This is a genomic window from Variovorax sp. RKNM96 (genome assembly GCF_017161115.1).
In the GTDB taxonomy this organism is placed as follows: domain Bacteria; phylum Pseudomonadota; class Gammaproteobacteria; order Burkholderiales; family Burkholderiaceae_C; genus Variovorax.
In genome coordinates this window covers 5,209,380-5,224,918 of sequence record NZ_CP046508.1, presented here as the reverse complement: position 1 = coordinate 5,224,918, position 15,539 = coordinate 5,209,380, and the positions used below count along the sequence as shown (strand labels likewise).

General features: G+C 68.4%; 15 protein-coding genes. 4 read left to right on the top strand and 11 right to left on the bottom strand.

What is annotated here, in order from left to right:
• The first annotated feature begins 20 nt into the window (after window positions 1-20).
• Window positions 21-827 carry an IclR family transcriptional regulator gene (locus GNX71_RS24155; protein WP_206174763.1) on the top strand — a complete coding sequence of 269 codons (807 nt, stop codon included), beginning with the start codon at window positions 21-23 and terminating at the stop codon, window positions 825-827.
• Window positions 828-836: 9 nt separating this feature from the next.
• On the opposite strand, the gene GNX71_RS24150 is transcribed toward GNX71_RS24155, so the two are convergent.
• Window positions 837-1,877: a DNA methyltransferase gene (locus tag GNX71_RS24150; protein ID WP_206174762.1), complete on the bottom strand. Its 1,041-nt coding sequence runs from the start codon at window positions 1,875-1,877 to the stop codon at window positions 837-839.
• Complete coding sequence (locus GNX71_RS24145; protein WP_206174761.1) at window positions 1,870-3,012, bottom strand: hypothetical protein; 1,143 nt, start codon at window positions 3,010-3,012, stop codon at window positions 1,870-1,872. Before GNX71_RS24145 ends, GNX71_RS24150 begins: the two co-directional genes overlap by 8 nt.
• A gap of 97 nt (window positions 3,013-3,109) precedes the next feature.
• On the opposite strand from GNX71_RS24145, the gene GNX71_RS24140 reads away from it, so the two are divergent.
• Genes GNX71_RS24140 through GNX71_RS24130 form a run of 3 tightly spaced genes read left to right on the top strand, consistent with a single transcriptional unit; the run spans window position 3,110 to window position 4,342 of the window.
• A complete protein-coding gene (locus GNX71_RS24140; RefSeq protein WP_206174760.1) occupies window positions 3,110-3,553 on the top strand; it encodes a DUF4124 domain-containing protein in 444 nt (147 codons plus the stop codon).
• A gap of 35 nt (window positions 3,554-3,588) precedes the next feature.
• Window positions 3,589-4,050, top strand: coding sequence for a reverse transcriptase-like protein (locus GNX71_RS24135; RefSeq protein ID WP_206174759.1), 462 nt, complete (start codon window positions 3,589-3,591; stop codon window positions 4,048-4,050).
• A gap of 43 nt (window positions 4,051-4,093) precedes the next feature.
• Complete coding sequence (locus GNX71_RS24130) at window positions 4,094-4,342, top strand: DUF3297 family protein (protein ID WP_042582123.1); 249 nt, start codon at window positions 4,094-4,096, stop codon at window positions 4,340-4,342.
• Between the two features lie 21 nt (window positions 4,343-4,363).
• Here GNX71_RS24130 and GNX71_RS24125 read toward each other — a convergent pair whose 3' ends face one another.
• From GNX71_RS24125 to GNX71_RS24085, 9 genes are all read right to left on the bottom strand, one after another.
• Window positions 4,364-5,284: a DUF2272 domain-containing protein gene (locus tag GNX71_RS24125; protein ID WP_206174758.1), complete on the bottom strand. Its 921-nt coding sequence runs from the start codon at window positions 5,282-5,284 to the stop codon at window positions 4,364-4,366.
• 49 nt (window positions 5,285-5,333) lie between these two features.
• Window positions 5,334-6,932, bottom strand: a complete 1,599-nt coding sequence (locus tag GNX71_RS24120; protein ID WP_206174757.1) for a carboxypeptidase-like regulatory domain-containing protein — start codon at window positions 6,930-6,932, stop codon at window positions 5,334-5,336.
• Between the two features lie 202 nt (window positions 6,933-7,134).
• On the bottom strand, window positions 7,135-7,932 hold the full coding sequence (locus GNX71_RS24115; RefSeq protein ID WP_206174756.1) for a sulfite exporter TauE/SafE family protein: 798 nt from the start codon (window positions 7,930-7,932) through the stop codon (window positions 7,135-7,137).
• On the bottom strand, window positions 7,929-9,446 hold the full coding sequence (locus GNX71_RS24110; RefSeq protein ID WP_206174755.1) for an AMP-binding protein: 1,518 nt from the start codon (window positions 9,444-9,446) through the stop codon (window positions 7,929-7,931). Before GNX71_RS24110 ends, GNX71_RS24115 begins: the two co-directional genes overlap by 4 nt.
• Complete coding sequence (locus tag GNX71_RS24105) at window positions 9,443-10,879, bottom strand: aldehyde dehydrogenase family protein (RefSeq protein ID WP_206174754.1); 1,437 nt, start codon at window positions 10,877-10,879, stop codon at window positions 9,443-9,445. Before GNX71_RS24105 ends, GNX71_RS24110 begins: the two co-directional genes overlap by 4 nt.
• A gap of 17 nt (window positions 10,880-10,896) precedes the next feature.
• Window positions 10,897-11,886 carry a tripartite tricarboxylate transporter substrate binding protein gene (locus tag GNX71_RS24100; RefSeq protein ID WP_206174753.1) on the bottom strand — a complete coding sequence of 330 codons (990 nt, stop codon included), beginning with the start codon at window positions 11,884-11,886 and terminating at the stop codon, window positions 10,897-10,899.
• Window positions 11,883-12,677 carry an IclR family transcriptional regulator gene (locus GNX71_RS24095; RefSeq protein ID WP_206174752.1) on the bottom strand — a complete coding sequence of 265 codons (795 nt, stop codon included), beginning with the start codon at window positions 12,675-12,677 and terminating at the stop codon, window positions 11,883-11,885. Before GNX71_RS24095 ends, GNX71_RS24100 begins: the two co-directional genes overlap by 4 nt.
• Before the next feature lie 129 nt (window positions 12,678-12,806).
• Window positions 12,807-14,540, bottom strand: a complete 1,734-nt coding sequence (locus GNX71_RS24090) for a cobalt chelatase (RefSeq protein WP_206174751.1) — start codon at window positions 14,538-14,540, stop codon at window positions 12,807-12,809.
• Window positions 14,537-15,520: an AAA family ATPase gene (locus tag GNX71_RS24085; protein WP_206174750.1), complete on the bottom strand. Its 984-nt coding sequence runs from the start codon at window positions 15,518-15,520 to the stop codon at window positions 14,537-14,539. The genes GNX71_RS24090 and GNX71_RS24085 overlap by 4 nt, the downstream gene beginning before the upstream one ends.
• Window positions 15,521-15,539 lie beyond the last annotated feature (19 nt).

The window sequence follows — 15,539 nt, the reverse complement described above, 5'->3', positions numbered from 1 at the left end:
CATTTTTAAGGTTTACCCGCATGCCACGAGCCGCGCGCGCGCCTGTTGAAGCGATTCCTTCCGTTCCTGTTGCCGAAGAAGCGACTTCCGGTTCTTCCGCCGAGCGCAGCCTGCGGCTGCTGGCGTTGTTGGCCAATGAAGGCCGGGCGCTGACGCTCGCCGAACTGGCCGCGCAGCTCGGGCTGCCCAAGGGCACGGCGCATCGCATCTGCACGCAATTGCTGGCGACCGGTTTCCTGGCGCGCGATGTGGACGAGCGCTCGTTCAGCGTCGGCCCGGCGCTGCGCAAGCTGGCGTTCGACACGCTGAACCACGGCGTGGTGCGCGGGCTGCGGCACGAGGTGCTGTCCGAGCTCGTGCGAAAGGTGGGCGAGACCTGCAACCTCACCGCGCTCGATGGCGCACAGGTGCTGTACCTGGACCGTGTCGAGGCGCAGTGGCCGCTGCGCCTGACGCTCGACGTGGGCTCGCACGTGCCGCTGCATTGCACCGCGAGCGGCAAGTTGTTTCTCGCGCTGATGCCGAAGAAGGCGCGCGATGCGTTCATCGACAACCTGCCGCTCGAACGCATGACGGCCAACACCCTCACCAAGGCCGATGCGCTGCGCGCCGAGTGCGACGAGATCGCGAAGCGCGGCTACTCGCGTGACCGCGAGGAGTTCATCGCGGGGCTGGTGGCGGTGGCCGTGCCGGTGCGCGATGCGGCGGGCGGAGTGCGTGCCGCGCTGGCGGTGCATGCGCCGACGGCGCGAATGTCGATGGAGGATGCGGTCAAGCGCATCGATGCGCTGAAGGCTGCGGCCCAGAAGATGAGTGGGCTGCTCTGAGCGAGCCGCTCACTGTTCGTAGCAGATGTCCAGCCGGATCAACGCACCGCGGTTGTCGACGCGGTCGGCGCGGAAGTAGTAGCGGCCGCGGTAGCTGTCGAGGTGCAGTGGGAGCGAGACCGGATCGCCCCAGCTCGTCAGTGCGAAGCCTTGCCCGAGCAGCCATTGCAGCAGGGCGTCGAGGCGCTGCGGATCGGCATCGACGCGGATGTCGGCGTCTGCGGGTGGTGTGCCTTGCGGGTCTTGCTGCCATCGCGCGAAGCTGCCGAGCAATGTGAAGGCGTGTCCCTGTGCGCGGAGGGCGTCGAGCAATGCGGCGGTGGCTTGCAGGTCGATGCGCTCGCGCTGTTTGCGAAAGACCAGTGCGTATTCATGGCGCCGGTCGGTGCGTGCATCGGCGTCGATTTCATCGCTCTCGTGTGGATAGACCAGTACGCGCTCCTCTTCCATGACGAAGAGCGAGCCCAGGATGCGCGCGAGGTCGAAGGCCAGGGGCAGCACGCGATCTCCGAGGCGGATGTTCTCCACCATTGCGATGCAGGCACCGCCTTCGCGCAGCCCCGCGCGGACGCGGTGGAACAGGTTGCGCAGGCCGTCGAGGTGTTGGGCGTAGCTCTGGCTGTCGTAGAGCTGGGAGGTCGACGGTGCACCGGTCCAGCGGCAGCCGAAGTAGGGCACGTTGGTGAGGCAGAGGTCGAAAGGCGGGAGCGCAGTGTCTTCGAGCGCATCGCATGAGCCGTACAGCAGCGTCGCGCCGTGCGCAAGGCCATGACGCGCCAGCCGCTCTCGGATGAGGTCGACGCGGCCTGCATCGACCTCGCAGCCTGAGGCCAAGCGGTCTTCGAGACGCGCCGCCAGCAAGGTCGTGCCGAAGCCCGCGAACGGATCGAACACCGTGTCACCCGGCTGCGAGAACTGCCGTACGAAGGGCAGCATCTGCTCGACCCATCCGCAATCGCGCCCGCCCATTGGGTCTCGGGCGCGCAGGTCGTCGGGCAGCCGGTAGCGCGGCGATTCGTGGTCGAGCATCAACCAGCTGTGGCTAGCCATGGGAAAGAACCTGTTCGGTGCGGATGTCGAGCAGCACGTCATGCCCCGGCTCCCAGCCTGCGCAGAGCTGGCCGTTCGCAAAGTAGACGAGCTTGTAGATGTCGCCGGTTGCATGGCGTTCGTGCATCGCGCCGTAATCAGCGCTCTCGAAGATCACGTTCAGCCCGCTCGCAGTGCAGAGGCGCAGGTTCCAGAAGTAGTAGCCCTCGGTGAGACTCTCGAGGGTCCAGCCGCGCGAGACCTCGGGGTCGTCGAGGCAGGCTGCGAGCAATGCGTCCATCGACACCCGTTCCGCGCGCAGGTAGCGCGCGGTGGCGTTGTCGCGGTAGGCATCGTCCAGGCGCGAGAACTCGCGGAAGACGACGGTGCCGGCGCCGCACTGCCGTGCCCATGAAAGGTACGCCGCCACGTCCTGCGACTGCGCGACGCCACCGCGCTGGAGGATGCACACGAGGCGCAGCGGAACCGCATCGGCCAGTTGCCGCGCCGTGCGTTCGAACACGGCCTGATCGCCGATCGTCACCTCGGGGCGAAATCGCATGATGGACTGGTTGATCGCGCCGTCATGGTGATGGCGGGACAGCTCCAGCCAGCTCAGTTCGAAGCCTTGCAGCGCGCGCCGCAGCACTTCGCCTTGCGGTGCGGCGAAGCCGGCGCCGTTGGTGTAGAGCACGCGGTCTTCGACGACCGGGCCGTCGCTTTCGCTCGCAGTCAGCATGTGGAGCAACCGAAGCATCCAGTCGGCATCGTCGCTCGTTTCCAGGCCCGAGAGCGACCACGAGAGCGGCACGCCGCGCAAGGCCCGCAACGCGCGCGACAGGCCATCGAAGTAGTCGGGCGCCGGCCGCAGCCGCGAGGCCGGCGTTCCGCCGTCGCTTTTGCGCAGGTTCTCCGAGCAGAAACTGCAACGCGCCGAACAAGGCTGCACGGACGCGTATGGCGTGAAGGTGATCGGCTGCGCGAAGCGCCGCTCGACGCCGCCGATGGCGTGCGTGTGCCAGCGCGCGACTTCGTCGGGGAGCGGGGTGCGCCGCGTCACCCGGCCTACCGACTTGCGCAGGCGCTCGAACAGCGGAGAGACCGCGCTGCGGGGCAGATCGGCGAGGGCGATCTCGAATGGAATGGCAGGGCGCATGGCGGGCGAGGGAGGGGGCGAAATTCGCTGCAGCCGCAACGATACGACAGCACCGCCGCCGATTGGGAATTCGTGCGCAATCTGTTAGAACCGGCCGATGCGCACCTCCATCCTCCTCATTCCGTTGCTCTTCGCCGCCCTGGCTGCGAATGCGGACGTGGTGCGCTGCACCGATGCCAACGGAAAGATCTCGTACACCGATGGCAAGTGCCCGGCGGACAGCAAGCAGTCGCGGCAGGTGCAGATCGACGAAACACCGCCACCGCCGGTGCCACGGCCGCAGGCCGAAGAGTGGCGCCAGCCAACCTACACACCACCGCCGCCACCGGTCGCCACGCCGTCAGGCCCGGCCATCATTCCGCGCAACCCGGTGGCCGAAGCGCCGCAGGCCGATCCGCCGGTCTACATCCTGGGGCCGGAACCTTACGACAGCGGACCGCAGCGCCACGCCCATCGTCCGCCCCGCGTGCGCGATCCGGGGCCACCGCCCGGGCAGCGGCCGTGCCAGAACCTCGCGGGCATCAAGCGCAACAACTGCTGAAAGTTGGCAGGGCCAGCCGGCTCCGCATTCCATCCATGACCCTTTCCGCGCCGGAGCGCCCGCGCCACTGGACCGTTCACTGCGACGGCAGCGCCATGCCCAACCCGGGCCGCATGGGCATCGGCGCCGTCATCACGCAGCCCGACGGCACGCGCCACCTGCTCTCGCAGGCCACGCACGCCATCGGTTGCAACAACGAGGCCGAACTGCTGGCGCTGACCCTGGCCTTGAAAGAACTGCGCGCCCGCGGCGCCAGCGCCGTGGTGGCCTACAGCGACAACAGCATCCTGGTCGAGCAACTCGGTGCGGCCGATGCCCGGCCGATCGCGCGCCTGGCACCGTTGTTCGACGACGCGCGCGCACTGCTTGGCGAGTTCGAAGAGGCTCGCGTGCAGTGGATTCCGCGCCATCGCAACAGCGAAGCCGACGCGTTGGCGCGTGCCGCCCTCGGCGCGGGGCCGAAGCCGCCACCCAAGCCCTGGAAAAAGCGGCGCTAGCCGAGTCCTTATCATTCGGGTCGTTCCCGAACCACAGACTCCCATGACCGAAGAAACTTCCCGCCCGCCCCTTCCCGATCACCTCTCCACCGATGCGCGCAGCCCGCACCACGTGGCGGCGGTCTTCGAATTTCCCATCGGCATCCGCTTCAACGGCAAGGAGCGGCTCGACGTGGAGGAGTACTGCATCAGCGAAGGCTGGATCAAGGTGCCGGCAGGCAAGGCGGTGGACCGCAAGGGCTACCCGCTGCTGCTGAAGCTCAAAGGCACGGTCGAGGCTTATTACCGGTAAGACAGAAGGGGCCTCGCCCCTTCAGCGCCACTGCAGCAACAGCGACCACGGCTGGCGGCTCATGTGGCGGTCGATGCAGCCGGGCACACCGGCCGTGCATCCTTCGGGCAGGTAGCTCGGATCCAGCAACCGCGTGCCGGGCGCGAACGCCAGGCGCCGCAAGGTGACCGACTGGATCACGTTGCCGCCCACGGTGTCGAAGCCCGTGGCATCGACACCCACCACCACATCGCAATGCATCGGCAGCGCCTCACCGCCCGTGGGGCGCTGGGCCAGCACTTCGCCGATCCGCTCGAAGGTGTCGTAGCCCGCACCGGTGCCGCGCGCTTGGCAGACGAGGTCGCCGATGCGCGGCGGCGTGCGCATGAGGTCGCAGGCGCGGAGCGCATAGCGCGTCGGTCGGTTAGCCGCTTCGTCGAGGCCCGCTTTCCACGCGGCGCCGGCGTAGTCGGCGTGCGCTTCTGAGAAAACGAACTCGTCCGCGCCGAGCCCGGCCCGCTGCGCGATCCAGCTGATGAAGGCGGCCGACCACGGCGCATCGATCACCGCGACGCGGCTCAATGCGTTGTCGATGGACTGCGGCTCCGATGAATCGGGCGCGGCATCCGGGTCGGTGCCGCGCAGGCGCACGCCGGTCGCTTGCCAGTAGCCGAGCACGCGCTGCCATGGCGCGAGGTTCTGCGGTGCGCGGCGGATGTCTTCGGCCTCGGCATCGCCTGCGAAGGTGAGACGGCCTTCGGCATCCATCGTCTGCGCGCCGAAGGCCTGATGCTCCTGCTGCGCGAAGGTCGCCATCGCGAGCGCGCGGGAGGGCGACGGGATCTGCGTGGCGGTGTCCAGGCAGGTCGCTGCCGACGCGGCGCCCGATGCCGCCAGCCAAAAAAGAAAAACGCCCACTGCCAGGCTCTTCGGAGATGAAGAAATGGCGGTGGGCGGATTCATGGCGAAGGAGCATAGCCCGTCGGGCCATGCACCTGTCGTCATGCGCCTGCTAGTTGCAGTACTGCGCGTTGTTGTCCGTGTTGATCGGCGCAGGCGCGTTGGCCAGGAACTGCTGCACCGGGACGATGGTCGCCTGGCAATTCGCATCGGTGGTCATGTCGAACACATGCCAGATCCGCGTCGACGAGGTCTCGCCGGCCGGTGGAGTGAAGATCGACTGCGTGCCGCGGTTGGCTACCTCTATCCGTGCCGGCGAGCCCGTCTGTCCCGGGTCGAAGGTGTCGGAATAGTTGTGAACGACGAAACGGTAGGTGCGGTTCTTCGCGAGCTTCGCGAACGTGGTGATCTCGGGGCCGAAGCTGAACTGGTCGTCCACGTCGAGGCCGATGAACGGCGCCTCGGTGAGAGAGCCCTTGTTCTCGAAATACACCAGCTCGTCGGCGTTTGCGCCGAAGGTGTACGAATCCAGGTCCAGGGGCAGTGCGCCCCAGGTCAGCTTGACCGACACGGCCGAGCGCGTGAGCGTCAGGCAGGCACCCAGCGTGACGTCTTCGCTGCCGACGGTCACCGTGGGCGCGTTGGAGACCTCGGTCGCCGTACTGGCGATGACATAGGCACCGCTCGCGCGTTTCGCTGCCACCGAGAACTCGCCGTTCGCATTGGTCAGTGCGGTGGCCAGGCCGGTGTACGTCTTGCCTTCGCTTGCGACCAGCGCGCCGCCCACCCGCTCGCCGGCCGCGTTCTGCACGCAGCCGTTGATGCGCACGGTGTCGTAGATCCGGTCCGCGTTCCAGGTCGTGAAGTGCGTGACCGTGCCCTCGTAGTACTGCGAAGGTGCCGTGCCCTGCAGCGTGGCCGTGCCTTCCTGCACCCACAGGCCGGTGGTGGTGTTGTAGTGGAAGAGCGGCACGCTCGCGGGCAGCGCATCGGCGCGCGACGAGGGCGCGATGCGCACCGTGGCGTCCGTGCCGGCTGCGAGGTTCAGCGGCGCGCCGTCTGCATCGACGAAGCTGGCATCGAGGGCGCCGAAGCTCTCGATCGGTGCGCTGCCGCCGTCCGTGCCCGCGAGGTAGTTGCCGGGCATCACGTTGAGATCGCTGGCGGGCGCGATGGGCGTGACCCGCGCGGTCGCAGGGCCCGTGGGCGCGCTGCCATCGGCGCGGCGCAGCGAGTTCGCGCGCAGTCGCACCATGGCGGTGGAACCGGGCACGACGACGTCGTAAGCCGCCGTTGGATCGAAGTTCACCGTGACCGCCACCGGCAGCATCGGGATGTTGATGACGGTCGAGGAGCCCGACGCCGACAGCGCGGCGGTGGCGCGGCTCTGAGGCACCATGCCGGCCTTGGTGAAGCTCAGCAGCACCGATGCGGCGGGCGTGATGTCGGTGAGGGTGTAGCTGCCATCGTCGGCGGTGACGGCCGAGGACGAGCCGTTGCTGACCGTGACCTGGGCCACGCCCTGGCCACTGAGCGCGTTGGTGACGCGGCCGGTGACCTTGGCTTTCTGTTGCACAGGCGGCGGCGGTGGTGGCGGATTCTGATCCGGCGGCGGAAGGATGATCGGATAGTGCACGTCGCCTCCGCCGCCGCCGCCGCAGGCTACGACGGCCAGGACGGCTGCAGTGGCCGCCCAGAGTTTGAATTTCATGATGATCCCCTCTCTTCGATGAACGATTTGTTGAGCCATGTCGCAGGCTCGAATCGCCAGCCGGCAGGGCTGCCCGATGGTGCGGAACACGGGGGCGTCCTGCCAGTGCCGAAGGACACGTGCCAAAAGACACATGCCGAAAGTCACTTCGAATGAGAGAGGAGATCCGCAGCCTGTGACAACAGGCCGATGGAACGGGGTTTCAGGCCAGCAGGCTGAAGAGCGAACGCAGCACGCTCACGGTGGCCAGTGCGATCAGCAGGTTCAGCACATGCTTCCTGAACTGCTCGGGCGACACGCCCTTGAACGAGCGCTGTCCCCACCAGATGCCCGCCAGCATCGCAGGCGCGAGCCACACCGCCCACTTGAGCGTGGCGGGCCCGAGCAGGTTGCCCGATGCATGCGCGGAAGACGGCATGAGCGCGGCGGCAATCAGCGACACCACATCGCTGAAGAGCAGCAGCGCGATCAGCGTGGCGCGCAGCGCGGCCGGCGCCATCTTCGCCGTGCTCAACAGCACCGCGATGGCGATGCCGCCGATGGCGGCCACGCCGTTGATGAAGCCCGAGGCCAGCCCCGCCGCGAGCCGCATGCCGCGCGTAGGCACGAGCGTGACGTGAGCGCCGCCGCGCAGCAGCAACGCAGCGGCCATCAGCAGCGCGCCGATCAAGAGGCGCAGCGGCGTCTCGGGCAGCCAGGCGAGCAGCGCCACGCCGAGGGGGATGCAGACCAGGTTGCCCACCATCAGCCAGCTGAGCCAGGGCATGTCGACATCGCGCGCGATGCCGCGCAACTGGCTCAGGCTCGCGAGGATCTCGAGCATGAAGATCGCCGGCACCACCAGCGCGGGCGACACCACCAGCGACATGCCCGCCACCGTGATGGCAGAGAAGCCGAAGCCCGCGAAGCCGCGCACGATGCCGGCCGCGAACACCACGCAGAGGCTGTAGGCGAGCAGTGCCGGCGCGAGTGGCGGAACCAGCAGTTCGGCCGCCGTCATGCCTCGAAGAGCGGCAGCAGCTTCAGGCGCTGCACCTTGCCCGAAGGCCCGCGCGGCAGGTCGACGACGAAGCGATAGTGGCCCGGCGTCTTGTAGCGACCGAGCGCGGTGGCGCTGAAGGCGCGCAGCTCGTCCTCGGTGCAGGCGCAGCCTTCGCGCAGCACGATGCACACGCCGATCTCCTGGCCGTAGTGGCGGTCGGGTACGCCCACCGCCGCAGCCTCGAGCACGGCGGGGTGCTGCAGCAGCGCCTCGTCGATCTCGCGCGGCGCGATGTTCTCGCCGCCCTTGATGATCAGCTCCTTGATGCGGCCGGTGACGAAGAAGAAGCCGTCCTCGTCGCGGTGGCCGAGGTCGCCGGTGCGCAGCCACCCGTCGGGCGTCAAGCTCGCGCGAGTAGCCTCTTCGTTCTTGTAGTAGCCGAGCATCACGTTCGGCCCTCGGATCACGAGCTCGCCGGTCGTGCCGTCGGGCACGGCCGCGAGCGCGGCATCGACCACGCCGGCCATGCAGCCCGAGGCGCGGCCCACCGAACCGAGCTTGCGCGCGGCCGGGTCCATCGGGTTGGAGAACGAGGGTGCCGCGGTCTCGGTGAGCCCCATGGTCTCGACGATGCCGATGCCGAACATCTGCTCGAACGCGCGGTGGTGCTCGGGCGGCAGCGCCGCCGAGGCCGAGCGGCAGAAGCGGATCGCCAGCGTCTGCGCGAGCGGCGGCTTCGGGCCTTCGAGCAGGTACGAGATCATCGTGGGCACCACGTTGATCCAGCTGCACTGCGTTTGCGTGGCCTGTTCCCAGAAGCGGCCGGCCGAAAACTTCGGCGGCATCGCGAGGCTGCCGCCGTGCGCGAGCGGCGCGAGCATCGTCACGGCGAAGGCGTTGATGTGATAGAGCGGCAGCACCGCGAGCACACGGTCCGCGGGCTGCAGCGCATGCTCGGCGCTGATGGCATGCGCATTGGCCGCGAGGTTGCGCTGCGAGAGCATCACGCCCTTGGGCATGCCGGTGGTGCCGGAGGTGTACATCAGCAGCGCGACGGCATCGGGTGAGGGCATTGGCGCATCGACTGCTGCTTCGGCTTCGTCCGGCAACGCCTCGGCTTCGGGATCGACCACGATCATCGTCACCGGCCGGTCGAAGGCCTGCACCATCTCGCGCACACGCGCTTCCCACTCGGGCGCCACGCAGACCACGCGGCAGTCGGAGTGCGAGAGCACATAGCGCATCTGCTCGGGCTGCGACAGCAGGTTGACCGGGTTCACGCAGTAGCCCGCGTGCATTGCGCCCAGCAGCAGGCGCAGCGTCTGCAGGCCGTTGGGCATGACCACGGAGATCGTCTCGCCGGGCTTGGCATGCCGGGCCAGCACGCCTGCCACGCGACGGCAGCCGCGTGCGAGTTCGCCGTAGGTGATGTGGCGATCGCTCTCGGTAGCGCGCGCATACACCGCGTGCGGCTGGCGCGCCGCCTGGCGCTCGATCAGCGCATGGACTGTGCCGCCTGCCGCGCTGCTCATTTCGCGCCGTGCCTGGCGAAGTACGCGCCGAAGATTTCGTCCTCGCTCGGCACCTTCTCCGGAATCGGCCGCGACACGCGCGTGATGTTCAGGTAATGCCGGTAGTTCATGTTGTCGGAAAAATTGTTCTTGCCCCAGGTGCCGCAGCCCATCGAGAGCGAGAACGGCAGGCCGTTGTCGAAGCTGCCGCCGGTGGCGATGCAGTGCGCCTGGTCGACGATCACGCGCGACACCGGGAGCGTGAGGCCCAGTGCCGTCGCGCGTTCGGGCACGGCGCTGTGCAGGCCGACCGAGTGGCCGGCGCCCTCGTAGGCGTAGATGCGTTCGACCGTGGCCGCGGCTTCGTCGAAATCTCTCGCGGCGTAGATGGCGAGCACGGGGCTCAGCTTCTCGCCCGAGAACGGATGGTCGTGGCCCACGCCGTCTTCGGCCACCATGAGGATGCGCGGGTCGGTGGCGGCAATGGCGAGCCAGCCTTCGCGATTGGCGCCGTCGACCTCTGCCGCGCGCTCCGCGATCGTGCGGGCCGACTGGCCGATGACGGCGGCCGAGAGCTTGCCCTCGGGCCACATCAGCGATTGCAGCGTGGCCTTCTGCGCGGCGGCGAGCATGACGGCGCCGCGGTCCTTGAGCGCGGCAAGCATCGAGGCGCGCACCGCATCGACGATCACCAGGCTGTTCTCCGACGAGCAGCTGGTCGCGTTGTCGAAGGTCTTGGAGCGCACAATGCGCTCGGCCGCCGCGTTCACGTCGGCCGTTTCATCGACGATGCCCGCCACATTGCCCGCGCCCACGCCGAAGGCCGGCGTGCCGCTCGCATACGCGGCGCGCACATTGGCCTGCGAGCCGGTCGCCACCACCAGGTCGCAGAGGCGCATCAGCTCGGCCGTCGCCTGCTTGTTGATCGGCAGCGGCAGCAGCTGCACCAGGTCGCGCGGTGCGCCGATGCGGTCGAACTCCGCGTGAATGAATGCGATGAGCCGCGCCGCCGTCGACCAGCCCTTGGGCGAGGGCGCGACGATGACCGCATTGCGGCCCTTGAGCGCATTGATGATCTTGTTGGCCGGCGTCGCGCCCGGGTTGGTCGAGGGCGTGACGGCGCAGACCACGCCCACGGGCCGCGCGATCTCCACGATGCCGCGCGCCGGGTCTTCGCCGATCACGCCGACCGAGCGCGCGCCGTGCAGGTCGCGCAGCAGGCCGAAGGTCTTGCGATGGTTCTTGCGAACCTTGTCCTCGACGTTGCCCACGCCGGTGTCGGCCACGGCCAGCTCGGCCAGTTCGCGGTTGCGCGCCGGCTCGATGATGGCCCAGCCGGCCGCGACCACGGCGGTGTCGACCTGTTCCTGCGACCAGGTTTCGTAGATGCGCTGCGCGGCGCGGGCACGCCCCACGAGTTCGGCGATGGGGGAAGTGGGGGTTGAATGTTCCATGGGTCTGTCTGTGTCGATCAATCGACTTTGATGCTGGCTTCCTTGGCGAGCTTCTGCCAGCGCACGAGCTCGGTCGTCACGACCTTGCCGAGTTGTTCGGGCGTGCCGCCCACGCCTTCGCTGCCTTGCGCCAGCAGCTTCTCGCGAATCTCGGGCTCCTTCACCACGGTGTTGATCACGCGGTTGAGCTTGTCGATGACGGGTTGCGGCGTCTTCGCGGGCACGAAGACGGCATACCACGAGTCCACGTCGAAGTCGGGAATGCCGGCCTCCTGCATCGTCGGCACGTCGGGGAAGGCCGCGCTGCGCTTGGTGGTCGACACCGCCAGCGCCTTGAGCTTGCCGGCCTTCACGAACTGCGCCGCCGCGGGAATCGACACCCACAGCAGCGGCACCTGCCCGCCCATCACGTCGGTCACGGCCGGGCCGCCGCCGCGGTAGGGAATGTGGGTCATGTGCGTGCCGGTGCGCAGCTTGAGCAGCTCGCCCGCCAGGTGCCCGGGCGAGCCGTTGCCCACCGAGGCGAAGGAGATGCTGTCGGGCTTGGCCTTGGCCAGCGCGACGAGCTCGGCCACGGTGTTCGGTGCAAATTGGTTGTTGGCCACCAGGATCTGTGGCAGCGAGGCGACCAGGCCGACCGGCGCGAAGTCTTTCGCGGTGTCGAAGCTCAGCTTGGTGTAGATGGCCGGGTTGATGGTGTGCGAGGAGAGCGTGAAGAGCACCGTGTCGCCATCGTGCGGCGACTTGGCGACCACCTCGGTGCCGATGGAGCCGGCCGCGCCGCCGCGGTTGTCGATCAGCACCTGCTGGCCGAGCAGGGTCGAGAAGCGCTCCTGCACGATGCGCGCGATCACGTCGGTGCCGCCGCCGGGCGGATAGGGCACGATCAGCCGGATCGGCTTGGTCGGGTAGTCGCTGCCGTTTTGCGCCTGCGCGGCGAAGGGTGCTGCCAAGGCTGTGACGGCCAACAGGCCCGCGCGCAGCCAGGGGGCGAGGAACAGGTTCATTCGGATCTCCTTCTCTTTATGGTGGATGTCGGCAGCGCGGTCGCGCGGTAGCCCAGCGTCACGCTCGCGTCGCGCGCGCAGGCCAGGAGGTGGTCGGCGAGGCCACGCGCCTGGGTCCGCGCGAAGCGGATCGAGGGCACGCTCATGCCAACGGCCGCGATCGCTTCGCCGCGTGCGTTGAACACCGGCACGCCCAGGCCGCAGACGCCCAGGCGCCATTCCTCGCGGTTTTCCGCGTAGCCGCGCGTGCGGGTGCGTTCGAGTTCGAGAAGGAGTGCATCGAAGTCGGTGATGCTGTTCTTCGTGTGGGCGACCAGCGTGCCGAGGCGCTCGTGCAGCGCGGGCACTGTGGGCGCCGCCGCGGCCAGCAGCGCCTTGCCCGATGCCACGCAGTAGGCCGCGGCCCGGCCGCCGATGCGCGAGTAGGCCGCCACGGGCAAGGGGCTGTCGAACTTGTCGAGGTAGACGATCTCGGCGCCGTCGAGCACCGCGAGGTGGATGGTCTCGCCGGTCTGGTGCGCGAGCGATGCCAGGTGCGGCCGCAGCAGCGCGCCAACGTCGGCCGCATCGCCGACCAGCGCGCCCAGTTCGAACAGGCGCAGGCTCGGCCGGTAGGTGCTGGTGTCCGGGTCCTGCACGGCCCAGCCGCATTCGACCAGCGTCTGCAGCGTGCGGTGCGCATTGCTGCGCGCCATGCCGAAGGCCTGCGCCAAGTCGGTGACGCGGCAGGGGCGCTGCTGGCGCGTCATCCATTCGATGGCCGCAAGACCTTTGGCGAGCGTGGAATCCATGAGGCTTTCAGAAGTGTTCCAAATATCGGAACGCTGTTCCCGGATGTGAAACGCAATGTAAGAACCATGGGTGCCCTTTGTCAATCGGGGACTTGGATGTAATCCAAAACGCCTCAGCCTTTGCCTGGCTCAACGGCGGTGGCGGCCTGCCATCAAGTCGATCACCTCGCGAAAGATCGTGTTGCCGGTGGATGTGGCCAGGTCGAGCACGTGGCTGCGGCTGTAGTACGGGCTCAGGTCGAGCCCGACGCCGATGCCCGCGATCTCGATGTCGCCGCGCTGCTCCTGGCGTGCGACCACGTCGCGCAGGTGGTGGTCGAGGTAGTGCGCGTCGTTCGCGAGGTGGGTGGCGCTGTCCATCGGGGAGCCATCGGAAATCACCAGCAGCAGCTTGCGTGCCTCGGGGCGCTGGCGCAGGCGCATGCAGGCCCAGTCGACCGCCTCGCCGTCGATGCCTTCACGGAACAGGTCGGCCTTCACCAGCGCGGCCATCGCGGGGCGCGCGCGGCGCCATGGTGTGGCCGCGGCCTTGAAGACGAGGTGGCTGCGCTCGTTGAGGCGCCCTGGGTGTTCCGGCCTGCCGGCGCGCACCCACTCGCGCTGCGGGCGGCCGCCGGTCCATGCGCCCGTGGTGAAGCCCAGCACTTCGCTGGTCACGCCCGCCTGCTCGAGCGCACGCGCGAACACATCGACCATCATCGCGACCGATTCGGCGTGCTCCTTCATCGAGCCCGAGCAGTCGATGAGAAAGCTCACCATGCAGTCGGCCACGGGCTCCATGCGTTCGGTGCGGAACAGGCGGCGCTCTGTCGGTGAGGCGACGAGCTGTGCGAGCCGGCGGCCGTCGATCAGGCCTTCCTCCTGCCCGCCGTCCCATCCGTCGCGCGTGGGGTCGGCCAGCAGTGCGCGCAGTTCGCGCGCGAGGCGTGCGATGTTCACGCCCTGGCCAGCGATGCGGCGGTCGAGCTTTTCGCGGTGGTCGGCGAGCACTTCCTTGCGCGCGAGCGTGGCGGCGTCGTGCTCGCGGTCGTAGGCGGTGGTGAAGACGCGGTAGGCACCACCTGCCTCTTCGATCACCACGCTGCGGCCCGACTCGGCGGTGGTGAAGCGCTCGATGATCTCGCGGTCCATGTCGGCGACGAGCATGAACACGCTGCGCTTGTCGTCCACATGCGGGTCGCGCGCGTCGGGGCTTTCTTCGCCAGCCTCGTGCAGCATCGCGGCGACGGTGCGCGCGATGGCGAGCGCATGCACGGCGTAGGCGGCCTGGTTTGCGCGGTCGCGACGCAGGCCCGCAAGGGCGTGGCCGATCAGCGGCGCCAGATGAAAGCGCGTGGCCTCGAGCATGTCTTCGGTTTCTTCCACCACCTGCTGGCCGCTGACGCGGGCGCGGCAGATCTGCGCGACCGCATAGAGCAGCAGCCCGCGCGCGGTATCGGTCAGGCCCGAATGGTGGAAGGCGAGCGACCACTGTTCGTGGCGGTGCCGCAGGTTGTGGCGCATGCCGGCCATGACCTCGGGCGCGAGCGCTTCGACGCGGAACTGCTCGAGCATTTCGAACAGCATGCGTTCGACGGGCTCTTCGGGCCGAAGGCTTTCATGCAATGCCGCATCGGACACGGTGAGCCGCAGCGCGAGCCCATCGGCCACGCCGCGGAACGAGGCGAAATCGTCGGTGTCTGCCGAGGGATGCAGGTGCGGCGCGAACCACGGCAGCGCCACGCGCCCACGGTGCAGGCGCTTGCCGCGAAAGTGCAGGTCGCGCTCGCCGCTGAAGGCCCGCACCACGCCTGCGCAGAGTTCGGCGACCTGTTCCTCCTGCCGCACGCGGCGCTGCATCGCGCTCGCAGACGTGTCGGTCATTCGCCTGAACCCGACGACAGCTGGTGCGACTCCTTCAGTTCCTGGTCGAAGCAGCGCTGGAAGTACTCGGCCACGAGCGGGCGCTCGGCGTCGTCGCACTTGTTGACGAACGAGAGCCGGAACGCGAGCGCCGGGTCCTTGAAGATCTCGACGTTCTCTGCCCAAGTGATGACGGTGCGCGGCGACATCAGCGTGGAGAGGTCGCCCGCCGCGAAGCCCTTGCGCGTGAGATCGGCCACGGCCACCATCGCCGCGACGAGCTTGCGGCCCGCATCGTCGGCCAGCGAAGGCACGCGCGCCTGCACGATCGCGATCTCTTCATCGGCCGGCAGGTAGTTGAGCGAGGCGACGATGTTCCAGCGGTCGATCTGCGCGTGGTTGAGTCGCTGTGCGCCGTGGTAGAGGCCGTTGAGGTTGCCCAGCCCCACCGTGTTGGCGGTGGCGAACAGGCGAAAGAAAGGATGCGGCCGCAGCACCTTGTTCTGGTCCATCAGCGTGAACTTGCCGTCGCGTTCCAGGATGCGCTGGATGACGAACATCACGTCGGGCCGGCCCGCGTCGTACTCGTCGAAGATCAATGCCACGGGCCGCTGCAGCGACCACGGCACGATGCCTTCCTGGAACTCGGTGACCTGCTTTCCTTCGCGCAGCACCACCGCATCTTTGCCCACGAGGTCCAGGCGGCTGATGTGGCCGTCGAGGTTCAGGCGCACGCAGGGCCAGTTCAGGCGCGCGGCCACCTGCTCGATGTGGGTCGACTTGCCGGTACCGTGCAGGCCCTGCACCATCACCCGCCGGTCGCGCGTGAAACCCGCGAGGATCGCGAGCGTCACGTCGGGGTTGAAGCGGTAGACCGCATCGACCTCGGGCACGTGGTCGTCGCGTTCGGTGAAAGCGGGCACCTGCAGGTCGGTGTCGATGCCGAACACCTCGCGCACGCTGAGCATCCGGTCGGGTCGCAAGTCGGCGGTATCGGTCACGGTGGGCTTTCGAAAAGAA

Bases quoted from the DNA above. Each gene is read 5' to 3' on its own strand.
- GNX71_RS24090 (WP_206174751.1), bottom strand. From the start codon at position 14,540: ATGACCGACACGTCTGCGAGCGCGATGCAGCGCCGCGTGCGGCAGGAG.
- GNX71_RS24130 (WP_042582123.1), top strand. From the start codon at position 4,094: ATGACCGAAGAAACTTCCCGCCCGCCCCTTCCCGATCACCTCTCCACC.
- GNX71_RS24155 (WP_206174763.1), top strand. From the start codon at position 21: ATGCCACGAGCCGCGCGCGCGCCTGTTGAAGCGATTCCTTCCGTTCCT.
- GNX71_RS24150 (WP_206174762.1), bottom strand. From the start codon at position 1,877: ATGGCTAGCCACAGCTGGTTGATGCTCGACCACGAATCGCCGCGCTAC.
- GNX71_RS24100 (WP_206174753.1), bottom strand. From the start codon at position 11,886: ATGAACCTGTTCCTCGCCCCCTGGCTGCGCGCGGGCCTGTTGGCCGTC.
- GNX71_RS24145 (WP_206174761.1), bottom strand. From the start codon at position 3,012: ATGCGCCCTGCCATTCCATTCGAGATCGCCCTCGCCGATCTGCCCCGC.
- GNX71_RS24120 (WP_206174757.1), bottom strand. From the start codon at position 6,932: ATGAAATTCAAACTCTGGGCGGCCACTGCAGCCGTCCTGGCCGTCGTA.
- GNX71_RS24135 (WP_206174759.1), top strand. From the start codon at position 3,589: ATGACCCTTTCCGCGCCGGAGCGCCCGCGCCACTGGACCGTTCACTGC.
- GNX71_RS24110 (WP_206174755.1), bottom strand. From the start codon at position 9,446: ATGAGCAGCGCGGCAGGCGGCACAGTCCATGCGCTGATCGAGCGCCAG.
- GNX71_RS24125 (WP_206174758.1), bottom strand. From the start codon at position 5,284: ATGAATCCGCCCACCGCCATTTCTTCATCTCCGAAGAGCCTGGCAGTG.
- GNX71_RS24095 (WP_206174752.1), bottom strand. From the start codon at position 12,677: ATGGATTCCACGCTCGCCAAAGGTCTTGCGGCCATCGAATGGATGACG.
- GNX71_RS24140 (WP_206174760.1), top strand. From the start codon at position 3,110: ATGCGCACCTCCATCCTCCTCATTCCGTTGCTCTTCGCCGCCCTGGCT.
- GNX71_RS24105 (WP_206174754.1), bottom strand. From the start codon at position 10,879: ATGGAACATTCAACCCCCACTTCCCCCATCGCCGAACTCGTGGGGCGT.
- GNX71_RS24115 (WP_206174756.1), bottom strand. From the start codon at position 7,932: ATGACGGCGGCCGAACTGCTGGTTCCGCCACTCGCGCCGGCACTGCTC.